At 67.5% G+C, this 19,589-nt stretch carries 23 protein-coding genes; 19 read left to right on the top strand and 4 right to left on the bottom strand.

From position 1 onward, the window contains the following. The first annotated feature begins 34 nt into the window (after positions 1-34). Both DCD74_RS05990 and hutG read left to right on the top strand, forming a co-directional pair. Positions 35-232: a YgaP family membrane protein gene (locus tag DCD74_RS05990; protein WP_112926517.1), complete on the top strand. Its 198-nt coding sequence runs from the start codon at positions 35-37 to the stop codon at positions 230-232. Positions 233-270: 38 nt separating this feature from the next. Beyond that, entirely contained in the window at positions 271-1,050 is a 780-nt protein-coding gene (gene hutG, locus DCD74_RS05985; RefSeq protein ID WP_112926516.1) for an N-formylglutamate deformylase, read from the top strand. A gap of 43 nt (positions 1,051-1,093) precedes the next feature. On the opposite strand, the gene parE is transcribed toward hutG, so the two are convergent. Continuing rightward, on the bottom strand, positions 1,094-2,983 hold the full coding sequence (gene parE, locus DCD74_RS05980; protein WP_112926515.1) for a DNA topoisomerase IV subunit B: 1,890 nt from the start codon (positions 2,981-2,983) through the stop codon (positions 1,094-1,096). Positions 2,984-3,072: 89 nt separating this feature from the next. Between parE and DCD74_RS05975 the strand changes: the two genes are divergently transcribed. The 8 genes from DCD74_RS05975 to truD all read left to right on the top strand — a co-directional run bounded on the left by DCD74_RS05975 (position 3,073) and on the right by truD (position 9,820). Continuing rightward, entirely contained in the window at positions 3,073-3,336 is a 264-nt protein-coding gene (locus DCD74_RS05975; protein WP_162615919.1) for a hypothetical protein, read from the top strand. A gap of 103 nt (positions 3,337-3,439) precedes the next feature. Beyond that, positions 3,440-5,122 (top strand): CTP synthase, encoded by a 1,683-nt coding sequence (locus DCD74_RS05970; RefSeq protein ID WP_112926513.1) that lies wholly within the window; start codon positions 3,440-3,442, stop codon positions 5,120-5,122. After that, positions 5,119-5,952: a 3-deoxy-8-phosphooctulonate synthase gene (gene kdsA / locus DCD74_RS05965; RefSeq protein WP_112926512.1), complete on the top strand. Its 834-nt coding sequence runs from the start codon at positions 5,119-5,121 to the stop codon at positions 5,950-5,952. Before DCD74_RS05970 ends, kdsA begins: the two co-directional genes overlap by 4 nt. 19 nt (positions 5,953-5,971) lie before the next feature. Further along, a complete protein-coding gene (gene eno / locus DCD74_RS05960; protein ID WP_112926511.1) occupies positions 5,972-7,258 on the top strand; it encodes a phosphopyruvate hydratase in 1,287 nt (428 codons plus the stop codon). Between the two features lie 3 nt (positions 7,259-7,261). Then, positions 7,262-7,603: a cell division protein FtsB gene (gene ftsB, locus DCD74_RS05955; protein WP_112926510.1), complete on the top strand. Its 342-nt coding sequence runs from the start codon at positions 7,262-7,264 to the stop codon at positions 7,601-7,603. Then, positions 7,600-8,295, top strand: coding sequence for a 2-C-methyl-D-erythritol 4-phosphate cytidylyltransferase (ispD, locus tag DCD74_RS05950; RefSeq protein ID WP_112926509.1), 696 nt, complete (start codon positions 7,600-7,602; stop codon positions 8,293-8,295). The genes ftsB and ispD overlap by 4 nt, the downstream gene beginning before the upstream one ends. Continuing rightward, positions 8,292-8,792 carry a 2-C-methyl-D-erythritol 2,4-cyclodiphosphate synthase gene (ispF, locus tag DCD74_RS05945; RefSeq protein WP_112926508.1) on the top strand — a complete coding sequence of 167 codons (501 nt, stop codon included), beginning with the start codon at positions 8,292-8,294 and terminating at the stop codon, positions 8,790-8,792. Before ispD ends, ispF begins: the two co-directional genes overlap by 4 nt. Next, complete coding sequence (gene truD, locus DCD74_RS05940; protein ID WP_112926507.1) at positions 8,789-9,820, top strand: tRNA pseudouridine(13) synthase TruD; 1,032 nt, start codon at positions 8,789-8,791, stop codon at positions 9,818-9,820. The genes ispF and truD overlap by 4 nt, the downstream gene beginning before the upstream one ends. Before the next feature lies 1 nt (position 9,821). On the opposite strand, the gene DCD74_RS05935 is transcribed toward truD, so the two are convergent. Continuing rightward, on the bottom strand, positions 9,822-10,379 hold the full coding sequence (locus tag DCD74_RS05935; protein ID WP_112926506.1) for a Smr/MutS family protein: 558 nt from the start codon (positions 10,377-10,379) through the stop codon (positions 9,822-9,824). 61 nt (positions 10,380-10,440) lie between these two features. Here DCD74_RS05935 and surE point away from each other — a divergent pair, with 61 nt between their 5' ends. Genes surE through DCD74_RS05915 form a run of 4 tightly spaced genes read left to right on the top strand, consistent with a single transcriptional unit; the run spans position 10,441 to position 13,278 of the window. Then, the gene (surE, locus tag DCD74_RS05930; protein WP_112926505.1) at positions 10,441-11,211 is read left to right on the top strand and encodes a 5'/3'-nucleotidase SurE; all 771 of its coding nucleotides are present in this window, start codon (positions 10,441-10,443) and stop codon (positions 11,209-11,211) included. After that, positions 11,208-11,876, top strand: coding sequence for a protein-L-isoaspartate(D-aspartate) O-methyltransferase (locus DCD74_RS05925; protein ID WP_162615918.1), 669 nt, complete (start codon positions 11,208-11,210; stop codon positions 11,874-11,876). Before surE ends, DCD74_RS05925 begins: the two co-directional genes overlap by 4 nt. Positions 11,877-11,891: 15 nt before the next feature. After that, a complete protein-coding gene (locus DCD74_RS05920; RefSeq protein WP_112926503.1) occupies positions 11,892-12,497 on the top strand; it encodes a YqaA family protein in 606 nt (201 codons plus the stop codon). A gap of 31 nt (positions 12,498-12,528) precedes the next feature. After that, positions 12,529-13,278 carry a peptidoglycan DD-metalloendopeptidase family protein gene (locus DCD74_RS05915; protein ID WP_237049668.1) on the top strand — a complete coding sequence of 250 codons (750 nt, stop codon included), beginning with the start codon at positions 12,529-12,531 and terminating at the stop codon, positions 13,276-13,278. A gap of 19 nt (positions 13,279-13,297) precedes the next feature. Here DCD74_RS05915 and DCD74_RS05910 read toward each other — a convergent pair whose 3' ends face one another. Together DCD74_RS05910 and yhbY are read right to left on the bottom strand one after the other, a co-directional pair. After that, positions 13,298-13,672 (bottom strand): Mth938-like domain-containing protein, encoded by a 375-nt coding sequence (locus DCD74_RS05910; protein ID WP_112926501.1) that lies wholly within the window; start codon positions 13,670-13,672, stop codon positions 13,298-13,300. Positions 13,673-13,683: 11 nt separating this feature from the next. Further along, a complete protein-coding gene (gene yhbY / locus DCD74_RS05905; protein WP_112926500.1) occupies positions 13,684-13,992 on the bottom strand; it encodes a ribosome assembly RNA-binding protein YhbY in 309 nt (102 codons plus the stop codon). Positions 13,993-14,075: 83 nt separating this feature from the next. Between yhbY and rlmE the strand changes: the two genes are divergently transcribed. From rlmE to putP, 5 genes are all read left to right on the top strand, one after another. After that, the gene (gene rlmE, locus DCD74_RS05900) at positions 14,076-14,708 is read left to right on the top strand and encodes a 23S rRNA (uridine(2552)-2'-O)-methyltransferase RlmE (RefSeq protein WP_112926499.1); all 633 of its coding nucleotides are present in this window, start codon (positions 14,076-14,078) and stop codon (positions 14,706-14,708) included. A 30-nt stretch (positions 14,709-14,738) separates the two neighbouring features. Next, positions 14,739-16,643 (top strand): ATP-dependent zinc metalloprotease FtsH, encoded by a 1,905-nt coding sequence (ftsH, locus tag DCD74_RS05895; protein WP_112926498.1) that lies wholly within the window; start codon positions 14,739-14,741, stop codon positions 16,641-16,643. A 64-nt stretch (positions 16,644-16,707) separates the two neighbouring features. Further along, positions 16,708-17,178, top strand: a complete 471-nt coding sequence (locus DCD74_RS05890) for an SRPBCC domain-containing protein (protein ID WP_112926497.1) — start codon at positions 16,708-16,710, stop codon at positions 17,176-17,178. Then, the gene (folP, locus tag DCD74_RS05885; protein ID WP_112926496.1) at positions 17,178-18,074 is read left to right on the top strand and encodes a dihydropteroate synthase; all 897 of its coding nucleotides are present in this window, start codon (positions 17,178-17,180) and stop codon (positions 18,072-18,074) included. The genes DCD74_RS05890 and folP overlap by 1 nt, the downstream gene beginning before the upstream one ends. A gap of 52 nt (positions 18,075-18,126) precedes the next feature. Continuing rightward, the gene (putP, locus tag DCD74_RS05880; RefSeq protein WP_237049667.1) at positions 18,127-19,581 is read left to right on the top strand and encodes a sodium/proline symporter PutP; all 1,455 of its coding nucleotides are present in this window, start codon (positions 18,127-18,129) and stop codon (positions 19,579-19,581) included. Positions 19,582-19,589 lie beyond the last annotated feature (8 nt).

Below are 19,589 nucleotides of genomic sequence, written 5' to 3'. Positions count from 1 at the left end.
TGGTGGCCGCATCCGCCATCCAGAGGAGCGTGCCATGCAAGCCAACGTGGGTTCGACCGACCGCATCATCCGCATCGTGCTCGGCCTGGTACTGGTCGCGCTGTTCTTCGTCGTCGCCGCGCCGTGGAAATACGTGGCGCTGGTCGCCGGCCTCGTCGCTATCGCCACCGGCCTGTTCCGTTTCTGCGGCCTTTACCGCCTGTTCGGCATCAATACCTGCCGCGCCGCCTGAGCGCGAGCCGTCCATGTCGCCGGCGCTAGACTGGCGGCATGGACACTTACAGCCTGCATCGCGGCACCACGCCGCTGCTGATCAGCGCGCCGCACGACGGCAGCCTGATTCCCGATGGAATCGCCGGCCGGCTGGTGTCGAGCGCACTCACCGCGCCCGACACCGACTGGTACATCGCACGCCTGTACGCCTTTGCCCGCGGGATGGGCGCGTCGATGCTGGTGCCGCGTTATTCGCGCTACGTCATCGACCTCAACCGCGGCGAGGATGACATCTCGCTCTATCCCGGCCAGAACACCACCGGCCTGTGCCCGCTGGTGCAGTTCACGGGCGAGGCGGTCTACCAGCCCGGCCGCGAACCGGACGAAGCCGAAGTCCGCCAGCGCGTCGACACCTACTGGCGCCCGTACCACGAGGCGCTGCGCGACGAGATCGCTCGCCTGCGTGCCGAGCATGGCCGCGTGCTGCTGTGGGAGGCGCATTCGATCAAGGGCGAGCTGCCGTTCCTGTTCGAAGGCCGGCTGCCCGACCTCAACCTCGGCACCGCCAACGGCGCCAGCTGCCGGCCGGATACGCAGGCGCGCATCGAAGCGGTGCTGGCCGGGCAGGACGATTACGGCTTCGTCGCCAACGGACGCTTCAAGGGCGGCCACATCACCCGCCATTACGGCCGGCCCGATGACGGCGTGGAAGCGATCCAGCTGGAGATCAGCCAGCGCTGCTACATGGACGAAGACGCGGCGCGTTGGGATGACGCCAAGGCCGCACGCCTGCAGCCGGTGATCGCCGCGATGATCGAGGCGGCGTTGGCGGGGTGAACACGGCGCCCGGTTTGGGCGCCCGGTCTGAGGGCTGCGGCGCTCAGACTTCCAGCGTGGCCAGGTCGCCCTTCTGCTCCAGCCATGCCTTGCGGTCGGAAGCGCGCTTCTTCGCCAGCAGCATGTCCATCAGGCCGCGGGTTTCGCCATCGTCCTCGTTGGTCAGCTGCACCAGGCGGCGCGTATCGGGATGGATGGTGGATTCGCGAAGCTGCTGCGGATTCATCTCGCCCAGCCCCTTGAAGCGGGTGATCGCGAGCGCGCCCTTCATCTTTTCGCGCTCGATCTTCTCCAGCAGCAGGCGCTTTTCTTCCTCGTCCAGCGCGTAGAACACCTGCTTGCCGACATCGACACGGAACAGCGGCGGCATCGCCACGAACACGTGGCCGGCGGCGACCAGCGACGGGAAATGCTTGAGGAAGAGGGCGGTGAGCAGGGTCGCGATGTGCAGGCCGTCGCTGTCGGCGTCGGCCAGGATCACCACCTTGCCGTAGCGCAGGCCGGAGAGATCGTCCTTGCCCGGGTCGCAGCCGATGGCGACGGCCAGATCATGCACTTCGGTCGACGCCAGCACCTGGCCGCTGCCCACTTCCCAGGTATTGAGGATCTTGCCGCGCAGCGGGAGGATCGCCTGGAAGTCCTTGTCGCGCGCCTGCTTGGCGCTGCCGCCGGCGGAATCACCTTCGACCAGGAACAGCTCGGTGCGCGACAGGTCCTGCGAAATGCAGTCGGCCAGCTTGCCGGGCAGGGCCGGGCCCTGCGTCACCTTCTTGCGGACGATCTGCTTCTCGGTCTTGAGGCGGGCTGAGGCGCGTTCAATGGCGAGCTGGGCGATCTTCTCGCCGAATTCGGTATGCGTGTTGAGCCAGAGCGAGAAAGCATCGTGCGCGGCGGATTCGATGAAACCGGCCGCCTGCCGCGAACTCAGGCGCTCCTTGGTCTGCCCGGAGAACTGCGGCTCCTGCATCTTCAGGCTGAGCACGAAGGCGACGCGGTCCCAGACGTCCTCGGGCGCCAGCTTCACGCCGCGCGGCAGCAGGTTGCGGAAGTCGCAGAACTCGCGCAGCGCGTTGGTCAGGCCGGAGCGCAGGCCGTTGACGTGGGTGCCGTGCTGCGCGGTCGGGATCAGGTTGACGTAGCTCTCCTGCACCAGTTCGCCGTCGGGAATCCAGGCCACCGCCCAGTCGACGATCTCGGTGTCCTTCTTCAGCTGGCCGACGAACAGCTCCGGCGGCAGCGCCTCGGTCTGGGCCAGTTCGCCCTTGAGGTAGTCACGCAGGCCGTCTTGGTAGAACCACTCGGCGCGTTCGCCGCTGGCCTCGTCGAACAGGGTGACGGTCAGGCCCGGGCAGAGCACGGCCTTGGCGCGCAGCAGGTGCTTGAGCGCGCGCAGGGCGAATTTCGGGGTGTCGAAATAGCCCGGTTCCGGCCAGAAACGCAGGCGGGTGCCGGTGTTCTTCTTCCCTACATTGCCGACGATTTCCAGCGGCGAGGTGCGGTCGCCATGCGCGAAGCCCATCCGGTACTCGTTGCCGTCGCGCTTGATGAAGACGTCCACGCGGCTCGACAGCGCGTTGACCACGCTGACGCCGACGCCGTGCAGGCCGCCGGAGAACGTGTAGTTGCGGTTGCTGAACTTGCCGCCGGCATGCAGCCGGGTGAGGATCAGCTCGACGCCGGGGATGCCTTCTTCCGGGTGGATGTCGACCGGCATGCCGCGGCCGTCGTCGGCGACCTCGCAGCTGCCGTCGGCATACAGGGTGACGTCGATGCGGCTGGCGTGGCCGGCCAGGGCCTCGTCCACCGCGTTGTCGATGACTTCCTGCGCCAGATGGTTGGGCCGGCTGGTGTCGGTGTACATGCCGGGGCGGCGTTTGACCGGGTCCAGGCCGGAGAGGACTTCGATGTCGGCGGCGTTGTAACGTGTGTTCATCGCAGGCATTTTACGCACCAGCCGGTATTCAGGCGCCGCAGATTAAGGTGCGCCTGTCCCCCCGGACGAGACGGGACCAGGAGGCAAACATGAAATTCCGCACGATGATCTGGCTGGCCGGTGCCGCCGCCGCGTTGATGGTCGCCGGCACCGCCGTCGCCCAGCAGAAGGACGCCGCCAGGGCCGACGCCACCGAGCAGTCGCACAAGGATGGCAGCGCCGATCGCGCCAAGGCCGAGGCCGACGCCCGCAAGCGCGCCGACACCGAGGCCGCCAAGCAGCGCCGCGCCGAGCGCAAGGCCTCGCGCACCGGCGACGACCGCGAGGAAGAAGAGGAAAAGCCGGTCCGCTGACCGGGCCGGACCGCGCCCCATCGCAACGCCCCGCAGCCGCGGGGCGTTCGCGTTTGGGCCCCCCGGCCGGTAGAATGGGGATTTCCAGCGCGACGTACGCCTCATGACGACCCCCGCCGCCGCCACGCCGCTCATCTTTGTCACCGGGGGCGTGGTGTCCTCGCTCGGCAAGGGCATCACCGCCGCCTCGCTCGCGGCCATCCTCGAAGCCCGCGGCCTGCGGGTGACCATGATGAAGCTGGACCCCTACATCAACGTCGATCCCGGCACGATGTCGCCGTTCCAGCATGGCGAGGTCTACGTCACCGACGACGGCGCCGAAACCGATCTCGACCTCGGCCACTACGAGCGCTTCGTCAACACCCGTCTTTCGGGTGCCAACTCCATCACCACCGGCAAGATCTACGAGGCCGTGATCCGCAAGGAGCGCCGAGGCGACTACCTCGGCGGCACGGTGCAGGTCATTCCGCACATCACCGACGAGATCAAGGCGCGCATCGATGACGCGACCCGGGGTTTCGATGTGGCGCTGGTGGAGATCGGCGGCACAGTCGGTGACATCGAATCTCTGCCCTTCCTCGAAGCCATCCGCCAGCTGCGCACCGAGCGCGGCCCGCAGCAGGCGATGTTCATGCACCTCACGCTGGTGCCGTACATCGCCGCCGCCGGTGAGCTCAAGACCAAGCCGACCCAGCATTCGGTCAAGGAGCTGCGCTCCATCGGCATCCAGCCCGACGTGCTGATCTGCCGCAGCGAGCAGCCGCTGCCGGAAGGCGAGAAGCGCAAGATCGCGCTGTTCACCAACGTGCCGGAACGCGCGGTCATCACCGCCATCGACCTCGACAACATCTACAAGATCCCGGCCTGGCTGCACGAGCAGGGGCTGGACCAGATCGTGGTCGACCAGCTGCGCCTGGAAGGCAAGGCCGCCGCGCAGGCCGACCTGTCCGAGTGGGAAGCGGTGGTCGATGCCACCCAGCACCCGGTCGACGAGGTCACGATCGCGGTGGTCGGCAAGTACGTGGACCACAAGGATGCGTACAAGTCCGTCGCCGAGGCGCTCAAGCACGGCGGCATCCGCCAGCGCACCCGCGTCAACCTGAAGTGGCTGGAATCGCAGGATGTCGAGCGTGACGGCGCGCAGGTCGCGCTGGCCGGCGTGGACGGCATCCTGGTGCCGGGCGGCTTCGGTGACCGGGGTTTCGAAGGCAAGGTGCTGACCGCGCGTCATGCCCGCGAAAGCGGCATCCCGTATTTCGGTATCTGCTACGGCATGCAGGCGGCGATCGTCGATGCCGCGCGCCACTTGGCGCAGCTCGACGGCGCCAACAGCACCGAGAACGACCGCCAGTCGCCGCATCCGGTGATCGGCCTGATCACCGAATGGCGCACCTCGACCGGCGATGTCGAGCGCCGCGACGAAGGCAGCGACCTGGGCGGCACCATGCGCCTGGGCCTGCAGCAGCAGCGGGTCAAGCCGGGCACGCTGGCGCACCGGCTGTATGGCAGCGATGTGGTCGGCGAGCGCCACCGCCATCGCTACGAATTCAACAACCACTACCGCACGCGGCTTGAGGATGTCGGCCTGGTGTTCTCCGCCAAGTCGATGGACGACACCCTGGTCGAGATGATCGAGTGGCCGCAGCATCCGTGGTTCCTGGCCTGCCAGGCGCATCCTGAGTTCCTCTCCACGCCGCGCGGCGGTCACCCGCTGTTCGTCGGCTTCATCCGTGCCGCGCGCGAGCGCAAGGCCGGCGGCAAACTCCTGAACGAGGCGGCGGCATGAAACTCTGCGGGTTCGACATCGGCCTGGACCAACCGTTCTTCCTGATCGCCGGGCCGTGCGTGGTGGAGTCGATGCAATTGCAGCTCGACACCGCCGGCGCGTTGAAGGAAATCACCGGCGAGCTCGGCATCCCCTTCATCTTCAAGTCCAGCTTCGACAAGGCCAACCGGACTTCGATCAACAGCTTCCGTGGCCCCGGTCTGGAAGAAGGCCTGAAGGTACTGGCCGAAGTGAAGCGCCAACTCGGCGTGCCGGTGCTCACTGACGTGCACGAATACACGCCGATGGACGAAGTGGCTTCGGTGGTCGATGTGCTGCAGACGCCGGCCTTCCTCGTCCGCCAGACCGATTTCATCACCCGCGTCTGCAACGCCGGCAAGCCGGTGAACATCAAGAAAGGCCAGTTCCTCTCGCCGTGGGACATGAAGCCGGTGGTGGAGAAGGCGAAGTCCACCGGCAATCAGGACATCATGGTCTGCGAGCGTGGCGCGAGCTTCGGCTACAACAATCTGGTCAGCGACATGCGCTCCTTGAGCGTGATGCGCGATACCGGTTGCCCGGTCGTCTTCGATGCCACCCACTCCGTGCAGTTGCCGGGCGGGCAGGGCAGTTCCAGCGGCGGCCAGCGCGAATTCGTGCCGGTGCTCTCGCGCGCGGCGATGGCGGTGGGCATCAGCGGCATCTTCATGGAAACGCATCCCGATCCTTCCAAGGCGCTCAGCGACGGCCCCAATGCGTGGCCGCTCGGCAAGATGCGCGCGCTGCTGGAAACGCTGAAGGAAATCGACGCGATCACCAAGCGCAACGGCTTCCTCGAATCCTCACTTTGACAGACGAAAAAACGACGACATGACCGCCATCCAGAACATCCAGGCCCGCGAAATCCTCGACAGCCGCGGCAATCCCACGCTCGAAGCGGAAGTGACGCTCGCCGACGGCAGCTTCGGCCGCGCGGCGGTGCCCTCGGGCGCCTCGACCGGCACCAAGGAAGCGGTCGAACTGCGCGACGGCGACAAGACCCGCTACCTCGGCAAGGGCGTGCAGAAGGCGGTCGAGAACGTCAACGGGGCGATCGCCGATGCGCTGAAGGGCATGGACGCCGCCGACCAGAAGGGTGTCGATGCGCGCCTGATCGACCTCGACGGCACCGAGAACAAGGGCCGCCTCGGCGCGAACGCGCTGCTGGGCGTTTCGATGGCCGTCGCGCATGCCGAAGCCGCCTCGCGCCGCGAGCCGCTGTGGAAGTACCTGGCCAACGGCCGCACGCCGGTGCTGCCGGTGCCGATGATGAACATCATCAATGGCGGCGCACATGCCGACAACAACGTCGACCTGCAGGAATTCATGGTGCTGCCGGTCGGCTTCGACCGTTTCTCCGAGGCGCTGCGCGCCGGCACCGAAATCTTCCACGCGCTGAAGGCGGTGCTGAAGGGACGCGGCCTGTCCACCTCGGTCGGTGACGAAGGTGGCTTCGCGCCCGACCTGCGCAGCAATGCCGAGGCGCTGGACACCATCATGGAAGCGATCGGCAAGGCCGGTTACAAGGCCGGCGACGACATCCTGCTGGGGCTGGATGTAGCCTCCAGCGAGTTCCACGACAACGGCAAGTACAACCTGACCGGCGAAGGCAAGCGCCTGACCTCGGAACAGTTCACCGACTTCCTGGCCGGCTGGTGCGACCAGTACCCGATCATCACCATCGAAGACGGCATGGGCGAGCATGACTGGGAAGGCTGGAAGCTGCTCACCGAGAAGATCGGCCAGCGCGTGCAGCTGGTCGGCGACGACCTCTTCGTCACCAACCCGCGCATCTTCCAGCAGGGCATCGACGAGCACGTCGCCAACGCCATCCTGATCAAGGTGAACCAGATCGGCACGCTGTCGGAGACGCTGGAAGCCATCGCGATGGCGGATGCGGCGAAATACGCGGCGATCGTCTCGCACCGTTCCGGCGAGACCGAGGACACCACCATCGCCGACATCGCCGTGGCCACCACCGCGACGCAGATCAAGACCGGTTCGCTGTGCCGCAGTGACCGCGTGGCGAAGTACAACCAGCTGCTGCGCATCGAACAGCAGCTCGGTGCCGCCGCGAAGTACGCCGGCCGCGACGCCTTCGTGTCGATCAAGCGCTGACGGATGCGCGGACCGCGCCCGCTCTTGCTGGTCGCGCTGGTGCTGCTGGCCCTGCTGGGCTGGCTGCAATACCGGCTGTGGTTCGGCGTGGGCGGGCAGCGCGAAGTCGATGCGCTGGCGGAGCAGGTCGCCAAACAGAAGGCGACCAATGGCGAACTCGGCGAGCGCAACGATGCGCTTGCCGCGGAAGTGCGTGATCTCAAGGATCCGTCCTCCGGCGGTGCGGCCATCGAGGAACGCGCGCGCGACGAATTCGGCCTGATCAAGCCGGGCGAAACCTTCTACCGCGTGGTCGATGACCGCAGGCCGGCGGAACCCGCGCCGTCCGAGGCGCCGGAAGAGTGAGTCGCGCGCACTGGTGCGTGATCCCGGCGGCCGGTCGCGGTGCGCGTTTCGGCGGCGACATCCCCAAGCAATACCTTGAAGTGGCGGGCAGGACGGTGCTGATGCACACGCTCGACGCGCTGCTGTCGCATCCGCGCATCGCCGGCGCGATGGTGGCGGTATCCGCAGGCGACGCGCATTGCGCTGCGGGCGAATCCAGCCTGCACGGCAAGCCGGTACTGACCTGCATCGGCGGTGACAGCCGCGCCGCGTCGGTGGCGAACGCGCTGGCCGCCTTGCCGGTCGAAGTGGGCGAGGACGATGCGGTGCTGGTCCACGATGCCGCGCGTCCCAATCTGTCGCATCGCGATATCGATGCGCTGGTCGATGCGCTCGCCGTGCATCCGCAGGGCGCGATCCTCGCCGCGCCGGTGCGCGACACACTGAAGCGCGCCGATGCCGCCGGCGACATCGCGGCCACCGAGCCGCGCGAACGGCTGTGGCGCGCGTTCACTCCGCAGGCCTTCCCGCGCCGTGCGCTGGCCGATGCGCTGGCTGATGCGGCGAATCACGGCATCGAGGTCACCGACGAGGCGATGGCGATGGAGCGCGTCGGCGTCCACGCACGCCTGGTCGAAGGCAGCGAGGACAATTTCAAGATCACCACGCCCGCCGACCTGGCGCGCTTCGAATTCATGGTGGCCAGACGATGAGCGAACAGACCGGCGCGCCGCGCATCCGCATCGGGCAGGGCTTCGATGTGCATGCCTTCGGAGAAGGCGACCACGTCATGCTCGGTGGCGTGCGCGTGCCGCATGGGCGTGGCGTGGTAGCGCATAGCGATGGCGACGTGGCCATCCACGCGCTCTGCGACGCCATGCTCGGCGCGCTGGCGCTGGGTGACATCGGCCAGCACTTCCCGCCCAGCGACATGCGCTGGAAGGATGCGGCCAGCATCGACTTCCTCCATCACTGCAAGCACCTGCTGGCCGAGCGCGGCTGGCGGGTCGGCAACTGCGACATCACCGTGGTCTGCGAGTCACCGAAAGTCGGCCCGCACGCCCAGGCGATGCGCGAGACGCTGGCGGCGGCACTGGGTGTCGATGTGGAGGCGGTCAGCGTCAAGGCGACCACCAGCGAGAAACTCGGCTTCACCGGCCGGGGCGAAGGCATCGCCGCGCAGGCGGTGTGCCTGCTGGTCGGCGCATGAGCGAGTCGATCGCCGAACAGCCGCGCGCACATGGCGCGCCGCTGATCCGCGCACGCGCACGGGTGGCGCCGGAGGATTTCCGCGTTGACGAGATCGACGCCTTCGACGCCAGCGGCGCCGGCGAACACCTGCTGCTGACCATCGAGAAGCGCGGCATGAACACCGCGTTCGCGGCGCGGCGCATCGCGCAGTGGGCAGGCGTGGCGGAATCGGCCATCGGCTACGCGGGGCTGAAGGATCGCCATGCGGTGACCCGCCAGCGCTTCTCGGTCTGGTTGCCGAAGAAGATCGCGCCCGACATCGACACACTTGCCTCTGACGACCTCAAGGTCATCGCCTCGGCTTGGCACAGCCGCAAGCTGCCGCGTGGCGCGCTGGCCGGCAACCGGTTTGTGCTGGCGTTGCGCGAGGTCGAAGGCGACCGTGACGGTGTGGACGCACGCCTGCAGGCCATCGCCGCGCGTGGCGTGCCCAACTATTTCGGCGAGCAGCGTTTCGGCCACGGCGGCGGCAATGTCGCTCAGGCGCTGGCGATGTTCGCCGGCAAGCGCGTGCGCCGCGAGGAGCGCTCGCTGCTGCTCTCCGCCGCCCGTTCGGAAATCTTCAATGCGGCGCTGGCGCAACGCGTGGCGCGTGGGGACTGGGATGTCGCGACCGAAGGCGACGTCTTCATGCTCGACGGCAGCCAGAGCGTATTCGGGCCGGTGGAGATCGATGACGCCATCGGCGCGCGCATCGCCGGCTTCGACATCCACCCGACCGGGCCGATGTGGGGGCGTGGAGAACCGCGCACGGCGGGCGCGATCCACGCGCTGGAGACCGGCATCGCCCAATCCCATCAAGCGCTGTGCGACGGGCTGGAGGCCGCCGGCATGAAGCAGGAACGCCGCAGCCTGCGCCTGCCGGTGCGCGGCCTGGAATGGCAGTGGCTGGCCGACGGCGCGTTGCAGCTGTCGTTCGCGCTGCCGCCCGGTGCCTACGCCACGGTGGTGATGCGCGAGCTGGGCGAAATCGCCAACGCGGCCTGAGTCAGCGCGTTTTCTTCGACAGCAATACCAGCACCGCGCCGGTCCCGCCCTGCGCCGCGGGCGCGGAGTGGAAGGCCAGCACGTCGGCGCGATGGCGCAGCATGCGGTCCACCATGTTCTTCAGCACCGGCACGCCTTCGGCGGAATAGCGGCCCTTGCCGTGGATGATGCGTACGCAGCCCAGGTCCTCGGCCAGCGCGTGGCGGAGGAATTCGCGCAGCCAGTTCTCGGCCGTTTTCGCGTCGATGCCGTGCAGGTCCAGTTCGTCGCGGGCGGCGTATTCACCGCGCGCCAGGCGTTTGAGCACGCGCGGCGGGATTTCGTCGCGCCGGTAGCTGAGCGCGTCGCCGGCGCCGAGCAGGTGTTCGTCGAGGGCGAGGCGGAAGCTGTCGCGGGCGTCCTGCTCGTCGCGCTCGGCCATCGCCGCCCGCGGGCGGGGCTTGGGTTTCGACGGGGGCTCCGGCCGGGCTTCCAGCTCGCGCACGTCGCCGATGGCGGCGCGGAACAGCGCGGCATCGTCATCGACCGGCGGATCGGAATTTTCAGGCGTGCGGGGCATGCCGGGAACTTTAGCGGGGAAGGGGCTCCGGTATCATGACCGCTCCGCAACGAGGACCCGCATGCGCATTCTGGTGAGCAACGACGACGGCGTGGACGCGCCCGGCATCCGCATCCTGGCCCGCGAACTGCGCGCGGCGGGGCACGAGGTCGCGGTGGTCGCCCCCGACCGCGACCGCAGCGGCGCCAGCAACTCGCTCACCCTCGACATGCCGATCCGCGTGGTGCAGATGGACGCCGACACCTGGCGCGTCCACGGCACGCCCACCGACTGCGTGCACCTGGCGCTGACCGGCATGTTCGAAGGCCGCCAGGAGCCGGACATGGTGGTCTCCGGCATCAACAACGCCGCCAACCTGGGCGATGACGTGATCTATTCCGGCACGGTCTCGGCGGCGATGGAAGGGCGCTTCCTCGGGTTGCCGGCGGTGGCGGTGTCGCTGGTCAGCCGCGACCACGACCCGCAGCATTTCGAGACCGCTGCGCGCGCCGCGGTGCAGATCGTCGATCGCCTGGCGCGCGATCCGCTGCCGGCCGACACCATCCTCAACGTCAACGTGCCCGATATCGATTGGGGCGATGTCACCGCGTTCGAAGCGACGCGGCTCGGCAACCGGCATCGCGCCGAAAGCTGCATCGCCGCGCCCGATCCGCGTGGCCGCGCGTTCTACTGGATCGGCCCGGCCGGCCCCGAGCAGGACGCCGGCCCCGGCACCGATTTCGATGCCATCCGCCGTGGCGCCATCTCGGTCACGCCGATCAAGGTCGACCTCACCCGTTACCAGGCGCTGGAACAGGTGGCGAGCTGGGTGCAGGGGTTCGGCCAGCCATGATCCAGCGGATGCGCCTGCAACCCGAAGCGCTCGGCCTCGGCATGACCGGCCAGCGCGTGCGCGACCGGCTGATCGAGCGCCTGCGCGAACAGGGCGTGCGCGACGAACGCGTGCTTTCGGCGGTGCGCACGCTGCCGCGACATCTGTTTGTCGATGAAGCGCTGGCCGCCCGCGCCTACGAGGACACCGCGCTGCCGATCGGCCACGGCCAGACCATTTCGCAGCCGTGGGTGGTGGCGAAGATGACCGAAGCCGTGCTGGAGACGCATCCCAAAACCGTGCTGGAAATCGGCACCGGCTCCGGCTACCAGGCCGCGATGCTGGCCGCGCTCGGCCTGCAGGTGTTCACGGTGGAGCGCATCGGCGACCTGCTGCGCGGCGCCCGCAAGCGCTTCCGCAAGCTGGGCATGGAGATCCGCAGCCGCCATGACGATGGTCGCGTCGGTTGGGCCGAACACGCGCCCTTCGATGCCATCGTGGTCACCGCCGGTGCGGCGGCACTGGAACCGGCGCTGATCGACCAGCTCGCGCCGGGCGGCACGCTGGTGGCGCCGGTGAACGGCCAGTTGTTGCGCCTGCGCAAGTCGGCCGACGGCGACATCGAACAACTCAATCTCGCGCCGGTCAGCTTCGTCCCGCTGCTGGCCGGCATCATCGACGGATAAGGCGCGCCCCACCGCATGAAGATTTTCGGCCCCATCTACGAACGCACCCTGCGCTGGGCGCGGCATCGCAACGCCACCTGGCTGCTGGCGGGGCTGAGTTTCATCGAGGCGATCTTCTTCCCCATTCCGCCGGAAACCATGCTGGCGCCGATGTGCCTGGCGCAGCCCAGGCGCGGCTTCTGGTTTGCCGGCGTGAGCCTGGCGGCGTCAATGGCGGGTGCGGTGATCGGTTACTACCTGGGCCACCACGCGTTCGAGGCGCTGAAGCCTGCGCTGGCCTCGCTGCACATGCTTGACAAGATCGAGCAGGGCATCGCGGTGGTGCAGGAAAAGTCGGCGGTGTCGCCGTGGTCGGTGTTCTGGTTCCTGGTGCTGGCCGGTTTTTCGCCGATCCCGATGAAGGTGTTCACGTGGGCGTCGGGCATCGTCGGGGTGCCGATGCTACCGTTCCTCGCCAGCATGCTGGTCGGTCGCGGCAAGCGCGTGTTTCTGATCGCGCTGGCGATCCGGCTGGGTGGCGAGCGCGCCGAACGTGCACTCCACCGTTACATCGAACCGATAGGCTGGTTCGCGCTGGCCATCCTGGCGGCGCTGGTCGGTTACCTCATCTGGAAGGCATAGGCGAATGAATCGCGGCACGACGAATATCTTGATGATGATGGCGGGCACTGCGATGCTCGCCGCGGGTTGCAGCAGCAGTGTGGTGCGTACCGGCGGTACGTCGGGCGCATCCGGCACGCCGCAGCCCACCGGCAGTTCGCCGGTACGCGTCTCGCAGCCGAAGTACGGCGCGACGCAGGTGGTGCAGAAGGGCGACACGGTGTATCGCATCGCCACCACCAATGGCATCACCGCGCTCGATCTGGCGCTGTGGAACAACATCCCGCCGCCGTACATCATCCATCCGGGCCAGCGCCTGCGCCTGTATCCGGGCGGCAGCGTGGCGACCATCCCGCCGGCACGCACGCCGGTGAAACCGGTGCCGACGCGCCCGACCGCGCCGCCGCCTTCGGTGGTGGCCCCGGTCGCCAGCCTGGCCTGGCACTGGCCGGCCGATGGCAACGTCATCAACACCTACCAGTCCGGCAACCCGACGCGGCAAGGCATCGATATCGCCGGCGATGCAGGTGTCCCCGTCCGCGCCGCGGCCGATGGCACCGTGGTGTATTCGGGTTCGGGCCTGGTCGGCTACGGCGAGCTGATCATCGTCAAGCACAACGACCAGTGGCTTTCCGCCTACGGCCACAACCGCAAGCGCCTCGTCAACGAGGGCGGGGTGGTCAAGGCCGGCCAGCAGATCGGCGAGATGGGCAGCACCGGCGCGCCGCGCAACATGCTGCATTTCGAGATCAGGTTGAACGGCAAGCCGGTCGACCCGCAGCTCTACCTGCCGCGTAAATAAATTTAATAGGGATGCCGGCTCAGCCCGGCAGCAGGAAGGCCGCGACGACGCGTCGGCCTTCGCCGGCCAGCACGTCATAGGTGCGCGCGGCGGCGGCGTTGGCCATGCACTCGATGCCGATGCCGCGTTGCAGGCAGGCGGCCATGACTTCGGGATGCGGGAAGGCCTGCTGGCCGCCGGTACCGAGGATCACCACCTCCGGTTGCATTGCCAGCACCGACTGGATGGCGGGCACGTCGAGCGAATCGATGTCGCGCGGCGTCCAGCCTTCGACCAGCTTGTCGGGCGCGATGATGAAGCTGGCGGTCAATTCGCGGTCGTTTACGCGTGCGGAGCGGCCATCGGCCCCGCGCAGGAAGAATTCGAAGTCGGGTTTTTCCTCGACCAGCAGCATCGCGGACGGCCTCAGGCGCGCGGCAGGACGATCCTGCGCTTGTCCTTCGACGCGCGGTAGAGCACCACGGTGTGGCCGATGCGCTGGACGATGCCGGCGTGGCTGCGTTCGGCGAGCAGGTCGATCATCGCGTCACGGGCCTCGCGGTCTTCCGCGCCCACCTTCACCTTGATCAGCTCGTGGTCTTCCAGCAGCTGGTTCAGCTCGGCCACCAAGGTGTCGCTGATGCCCTTGCCGCCGACCTGCAGCAGGGCCTTCAGGCCATGCGCCTGGCCGCGCAGGAAACGGGTCTGGGCGGAAGTGAGCGGGGCGCTTGTCATGCAGCATCTGCGAAGGCGGAATCGGGCCTCAGGGTATCATGCGGGCCTGTCCGCCCCCGCCGAACGGACGCATCCCAAGACCCATGTCCCGCAGCAAATCCAGCCAGCGCTGGCTCAAGGAGCATTTCTCCGATCCCTACGTCAAGAAGGCGCAGGCGGAGGGCATGCGGTCGCGTGCGGCCTACAAGCTGGAGGAACTTGTCGAGCGCGATCGCCTGCTCAAGCCCGGCATGGTGGTGGTGGACCTGGGCGCGGCGCCGGGCGGCTGGTCGCAATGGGTCCGCCAGCAGATGGGCGACAGCGGGCGGGTGATCGCCTCCGACATCCTCGACATGCCGACGCTGGCCGGGGTCGACTTCCTTCATGGGGATTTCAGGGAGGATGCCGTCTTATCCCAGCTGGAGACGATGCTCGGCGGTGCGCCGGTCGATCTTGTGTTGTCGGACATGGCCCCCAATATGAGTGGAGTGGACCAGGTCGACCAGGCCCGGGCCATGCACCTGTCGGAACTGGCGATGGCATTCGCCGACGACCATCTCCGCACCGGGGGCGATTTCCTGATCAAGCTGTTCCAGGGCGTGGGTTTCGACGATTACGTGCGTGACCTGCGCCGCCGCTACACCAAGGTGGTGATCCGCAAACCCGCGGCATCGCGCCGCCGTTCCAACGAGGTTTATGCGCTGGCCCAGGGCAAGCTGGCGCAGATGAAGAAATAGCCCGGCTTGGGGCCATGCCCCGGAGACGTGATGAAAGACCTGATGAAGAACATGCTGCTGTGGGTGACGGTCGCCATCGTGCTGATGATGGTGTTCCAGGGCTTCAGCCCGCGCACCGGCGCCAGCAGCGGCAACGTGCTGTATTCGGAGTTCGTGGACTCCGTGCGCAACGACCGCATCCGCAAGGTCGACATCGCCGATGACGGCCGCACCATCGCGTTCGAGCGCAAGGACAACAGCAAGGGCACGACCGTCGCCCCGCGCGACGACCGCCTGATGGACGACCTCATCAACCACAAGGTCGAGATCAGCCAGGAGCCGGCGTCCTCGGGTCGCGGCATCCTGCTCAGTCTGCTGATCAACCTGCTGCCGATGGCGCTGTTCATCGGCATCTGGATCTACATGATGCGGCAGATGCAGCAGGGCGGCAGCAAGGGGGCGATGAGCTTCGGCAAGTCGCGCGCCAAGCTGCTCAACGAGGACCAGACCAAGGTCACGTTCGCCGATGTCGCCGGTTGCGATGAGGCGAAGGAGGAAGTCTCCGAGCTCGTCGAATTCCTGCGTGATCCCTCCAAGTTCCAGAAGCTCGGCGGCAAGATCCCGCGCGGCGTGCTGATGGTCGGCCCGCCCGGCACCGGCAAGACGCTGCTGGCGAAGGCCATCGCCGGCGAGGCCCGCGTGCCGTTCTTCTCGATTTCCGGCTCCGACTTCGTCGAGATGTTCGTCGGCGTCGGCGCCAGCCGCGTGCGCGACATGTTCGAGCAGGCCAAGAAGCAGGCGCCATGCATCATCTTCATCGACGAAATCGACGCCGTCGGCCGCCATCGTGGCGCCGGCATGGGCGGCGGCAACGACGAGCGCGAGCAGACGCTCAACCAGATGCTGGTGGAAATGGATGGCTTCGAAGGCGGGGAAGGCGTCATCGTCATCGCCGCGACCAACCGTCCCGATGTGCTCGACAAGGCGTTGCTGCGCCCGGGCCGTTTCGACCGCCAGGTCATGGTGGGGCTGCCCGACATCAAGGGCCGCGAACAGATCCTGCGCGTGCACATGCGCAAGGTGCCGCTGGCCGATGACGTGCGCCCGGATGTGCTGTCGCGCGGCACGCCTGGCATGTCCGGCGCGGATCTCGCCAACCTGGTCAATGAAGCCGCGCTGTTCGCCGCGCGTCACAACAAGAAGTCCGTGGACATGCAGGACTTCGAGAACGCGAAGGACAAGATCTTCATGGGTCCGGAGCGCCGCAGCATGGTGATGCGCGAGGACGAGCGCCGCAACACGGCGTACCACGAGTCCGGTCACGCGGTGGTGGCGATGTCGCTGCCCAAGGCCGATCCCGTGCACAAGGTGACCATCATGCCGCGCGGCTGGGCGCTGGGCCTGACCTGGCAGCTGCCGGAGCACGACCGCATCAGCCACTACAAGGACAAGATGCTGGAAGAGATCGCGATCCTGTTTGGCGGCCGCATCGCCGAAGAACTGTTCATGGGGCAGATGTCCACCGGCGCCTCGAACGATTTCGAACGCGCCACGGCATTGGCCCGCGGCATGGTGACCAAGTACGGCATGTCCGAAGCACTCGGCACCATGGTCTACGCCGACAGCCAGGACGGCACCTGGGGCATGCAGAGCAAGACCGTGTCCGAGGCCACGCAACAGAAGGTGGATGCGGAAATCCGCCGGATCCTGGACGAGCAGTACGCGGTCGCGCATCGCATCCTCGACACCAAGCGCGATGTCATGGACGCCATGGCCAAGGCGCTGCTGGAATGGGAAACCATCGACGCCGAACAGGTGAAGGACCTGATGGCCGGCCGTACACCCAAGCCGCCGGTCGGTTGGGTGAAGAAGGACGTGCCGCCGCCCTCCGATCCGCCGCCGGAGCAGGGCCTCACCATCGGCGGGCCGCAGATCACGCCAGACGGCATCAACTGATCACTGCGGCTCAACCAAGCTGGACGCTTCGGCGTCCCGTTTTTGTTTCCGCTAGGCTTCATCCATGCCTGCCCACGTTGCATTTGCCGCGATGCTGATCCGCCGCCCCGTCGCGGAAGTTTTTGCCGCCTTCACCGACCCCGCCATCACCGCCCGCTTCTGGTTCAGCGATGGCAGCGCCGCGCTGCGCGAGCCGGGTCAACGCGCGCATTGGCGCTGGTCGTGGTACGGCTTCGAGAGCCCGGTGGAGGTGCTGGAAATCACGCCGCCGACGTCGCTGAAACTGCGCTGGGGCGCGGGCGATGACGCCGGCATCGTGAGCTGGCGCTTCACCCCTCGCGGTGACGACGCGGCCTTCGTCGAGATCGAACACGCGGGTTTCCAGGGCGATGCCGATGCGGTGATCCGGCAGCTGCGAGACAGCACCGAGGGCTCCGCCTTTGTGCTCGCCGGCGCGAAGGCGTGGCTGGAGCAGGGAGTCCAACTCAACCTGGTGCCGGACCGGCACCCCGATGCGCATGTGGAGGTGGGCTGATGTTCGATATCGGGCCGCAGATTGACTGCGCAGGCCGCCCGCTCAAACTCGATCGCACGCGGGTGATGGGCATCGTCAATGTCACTCCGGATTCGTTTTCTGATGGCGGCGCCCATGACTCCGCCGCCGCCGCCATCGCCCACGCATTGAAGTTGGTGGAAGAGGGCGCGGACGTGCTCGACATCGGTGGGGAATCCACCCGGCCCGGCGCGGGTGAAGTGCCGGTGGAAGAAGAACTGCGTCGCGTCATCCCGGTGATCGAAGCGCTGGCCGCACAGGTCACCGTCCCGATCAGTATCGACACCTCCAAACCGGAAGTGATGCGCGCGGCGGTGGCCGCCGGTGCCGGGATGATCAACGACGTCTACGCACTACGCCGCGAAGGTGCGCTGGATGCGGCTTCGGAACTCGGCGTGCCGGTGGTGTTGATGCACATGCTCGGCGAGCCACGCGCGATGCAGGCCGCGCCGCAGTACGACGATGTGGTGGGCGAGGTGCATCGTTTCCTGGCCGAACGCATCTTCGCCTGCGAGATGGCCGGCATCGACAAGAAGAAGCTCATCGTCGATCCCGGCTTCGGCTTGTTCGGCAAGACCGCGCAACACAACCTGCAATTGCTGGCGCAGTTGCGGCGTTTCACCGAACTCGATGTGCCGGTGCTGGCTGGCCTGTCGCGCAAGCGCACCATCGGCGATCTCACCGGTCGCGATGTGCCCGCCGAACGCATGCATGGTTCGGTGGCCGCGCATGTCATCGCCGCGCAGAACGGCGCAAAACTGGTACGCGTGCACGATGTCGCCGCCACGGTCGATGCGCTGAAGGTGTGGGAGGCGGTCGCCGCCGTGCCCGCGCCGCGCGTGGAGCGGGCCGCGCCGGCCATCGTCTGGCCGGAATAGCGCGGGGCGGCCGGCGGGTACACTCGCGGCATCGTTTCCCGGGGATTCGCGCATGACCGCCAGCACGCCGCTGCTGATCACCTTCGGTTTCTACCTGCTGGCGATGGTCGCCATCGGGTTCATCGCGTGGTGGCGCACCCGCGATTTCGACGACTACATCCTCGGCGGGCGTTCGCTGGGCGGCTACGTCACCGCGTTGTCGGCGGGCGCGTCGGACATGAGCGGCTGGTTGCTGATGGGCCTGCCGGGCGCGTTGTATCTCACCGGCCTGTCGGAGGCGTGGATCGCGGTCGGGCTGGTGATCGGCGCGTATCTCAACTGGCGTTTCGTCGCCGGTCCGTTGCGCCTGTACACCGAGCGCAGCGCCGATGCGCTGACGCTGCCGGACTACTTCACCACCCGCTTCGGCGAGAACGGCAAGCTGCTGCGCGTGGTTTCGGCGCTGGTGATCCTGGTGTTCTTCGCGCTGTACGCCGCCAGCGGCATCGTGGCCGGCGCGCGCCTGTTCGAAAGCGTGTTTGGGCTGCCGTACGCGCAGGCGCTGTGGTGGGGCGCGGCGGCGACGATCGCCTACACGCTGATCGGCGGCTTCCTCGCGGTGAGCTGGACCGACACCGTGCAGGCCACGCTGATGATCTTCGCGCTGATCCTGACGCCGATCATCGTGATGGCTGCGGTCGGTGGGCCGACGGAGAGCCTCGCCATGATCGAGCGCAGCGACGCGCTCAAGCTGTCGTGGGTGGGCAAGGGCGGCTTCATCGCGGTGATCTCCGCGCTGGCGTGGGGCCTGGGCTACTTCGGGCAGCCGCACATCCTGGCGCGCTTCATGGCGGCGGAAAGCGTCAAAACGATCCCGCAGGCGCGGCGCATCGGCATGACCTGGATGGTGCTGTGCCTGCTCGGCGCGATCCTCGTCGGTTTCTTCGGTATCAGTTATTTCGAAGCGCACCCGGATCAGGCCGGCCCCGTCACCGCGAACCCGGAGCGCGTGTTCATCGTGCTGGCGGAATTGCTGTTCAATCCGTGGATCGCCGGTGTGTTGTTGTCCGCGATTCTCGCCGCGGTGATGAGCACGCTGTCCTGCCAGTTGCTGGTCTGCGCCAGCGCGTTGACCGAGGACTTCTATCGCGGCTTCGTGCGGCCAGAGGCGGGCGAGCGCGAACTGGTGTGGTTCGGCCGCGCGATGGTGGCGCTGGTGGCACTGGTCGCGATCTTCATCGCGCGTGATCCGGACAGCCGCGTGCTCGGCCTGGTGAGCTACGCCTGGGCCGGTTTCGGCGCGGCGTTCGGCCCGGTGGTGTTGATGTCCCTGTTCTGGCGGCGCATGAACGGTTGGGGCGCGTTGGCCGGCATCGTCGCCGGTGCGGCCACGGTGATCCTGTGGAAGCAGTTCGCCGGCAGCGCGTTGTACGAGATCGTGCCCGGCTTCATCAATCGGCACGCTGGCGGTGGTCGGCGTGAGCCTGATGACGCGTGCGCCCTCGCGCGAAGTGCTGGCCACGCATGACGCGGTCC

The sequence above is a fragment of the Lysobacter oculi genome (assembly GCF_003293695.1).
In the GTDB taxonomy this organism is placed as follows: domain Bacteria; phylum Pseudomonadota; class Gammaproteobacteria; order Xanthomonadales; family Xanthomonadaceae; genus Solilutibacter; species Solilutibacter oculi.
Note: the sequence above shows the minus strand (reverse complement) of the source record. Positions and strands in the feature narration are given on the sequence as shown.

Coding starts and splice junctions, on each gene's coding strand:
- DCD74_RS05915 (WP_237049668.1), top strand. CDS start 12,529: ATGATGATGGCGGGCACTGCGATGCTCGCCGCGGGTTGCAGCAGCAGT.
- hutG (WP_112926516.1), top strand. CDS start 271: ATGGACACTTACAGCCTGCATCGCGGCACCACGCCGCTGCTGATCAGC.
- ispF (WP_112926508.1), top strand. CDS start 8,292: ATGAGCGAACAGACCGGCGCGCCGCGCATCCGCATCGGGCAGGGCTTC.
- folP (WP_112926496.1), top strand. CDS start 17,178: ATGTTCGATATCGGGCCGCAGATTGACTGCGCAGGCCGCCCGCTCAAA.
- ftsB (WP_112926510.1), top strand. CDS start 7,262: ATGCGCGGACCGCGCCCGCTCTTGCTGGTCGCGCTGGTGCTGCTGGCC.
- truD (WP_112926507.1), top strand. CDS start 8,789: ATGAGCGAGTCGATCGCCGAACAGCCGCGCGCACATGGCGCGCCGCTG.
- kdsA (WP_112926512.1), top strand. CDS start 5,119: ATGAAACTCTGCGGGTTCGACATCGGCCTGGACCAACCGTTCTTCCTG.
- DCD74_RS05910 (WP_112926501.1), bottom strand. CDS start 13,672: ATGCTGCTGGTCGAGGAAAAACCCGACTTCGAATTCTTCCTGCGCGGG.
- DCD74_RS05970 (WP_112926513.1), top strand. CDS start 3,440: ATGACGACCCCCGCCGCCGCCACGCCGCTCATCTTTGTCACCGGGGGC.
- putP (WP_237049667.1), top strand. CDS start 18,127: ATGACCGCCAGCACGCCGCTGCTGATCACCTTCGGTTTCTACCTGCTG.
- rlmE (WP_112926499.1), top strand. CDS start 14,076: ATGTCCCGCAGCAAATCCAGCCAGCGCTGGCTCAAGGAGCATTTCTCC.
- yhbY (WP_112926500.1), bottom strand. CDS start 13,992: ATGACAAGCGCCCCGCTCACTTCCGCCCAGACCCGTTTCCTGCGCGGC.
- DCD74_RS05935 (WP_112926506.1), bottom strand. CDS start 10,379: ATGCCCCGCACGCCTGAAAATTCCGATCCGCCGGTCGATGACGATGCC.
- ftsH (WP_112926498.1), top strand. CDS start 14,739: ATGAAAGACCTGATGAAGAACATGCTGCTGTGGGTGACGGTCGCCATC.
- DCD74_RS05990 (WP_112926517.1), top strand. CDS start 35: ATGCAAGCCAACGTGGGTTCGACCGACCGCATCATCCGCATCGTGCTC.
- parE (WP_112926515.1), bottom strand. CDS start 2,983: ATGAACACACGTTACAACGCCGCCGACATCGAAGTCCTCTCCGGCCTG.
- surE (WP_112926505.1), top strand. CDS start 10,441: ATGCGCATTCTGGTGAGCAACGACGACGGCGTGGACGCGCCCGGCATC.
- eno (WP_112926511.1), top strand. CDS start 5,972: ATGACCGCCATCCAGAACATCCAGGCCCGCGAAATCCTCGACAGCCGC.
- DCD74_RS05890 (WP_112926497.1), top strand. CDS start 16,708: ATGCCTGCCCACGTTGCATTTGCCGCGATGCTGATCCGCCGCCCCGTC.
- DCD74_RS05920 (WP_112926503.1), top strand. CDS start 11,892: ATGAAGATTTTCGGCCCCATCTACGAACGCACCCTGCGCTGGGCGCGG.
- DCD74_RS05975 (WP_162615919.1), top strand. CDS start 3,073: ATGAAATTCCGCACGATGATCTGGCTGGCCGGTGCCGCCGCCGCGTTG.
- DCD74_RS05925 (WP_162615918.1), top strand. CDS start 11,208: ATGATCCAGCGGATGCGCCTGCAACCCGAAGCGCTCGGCCTCGGCATG.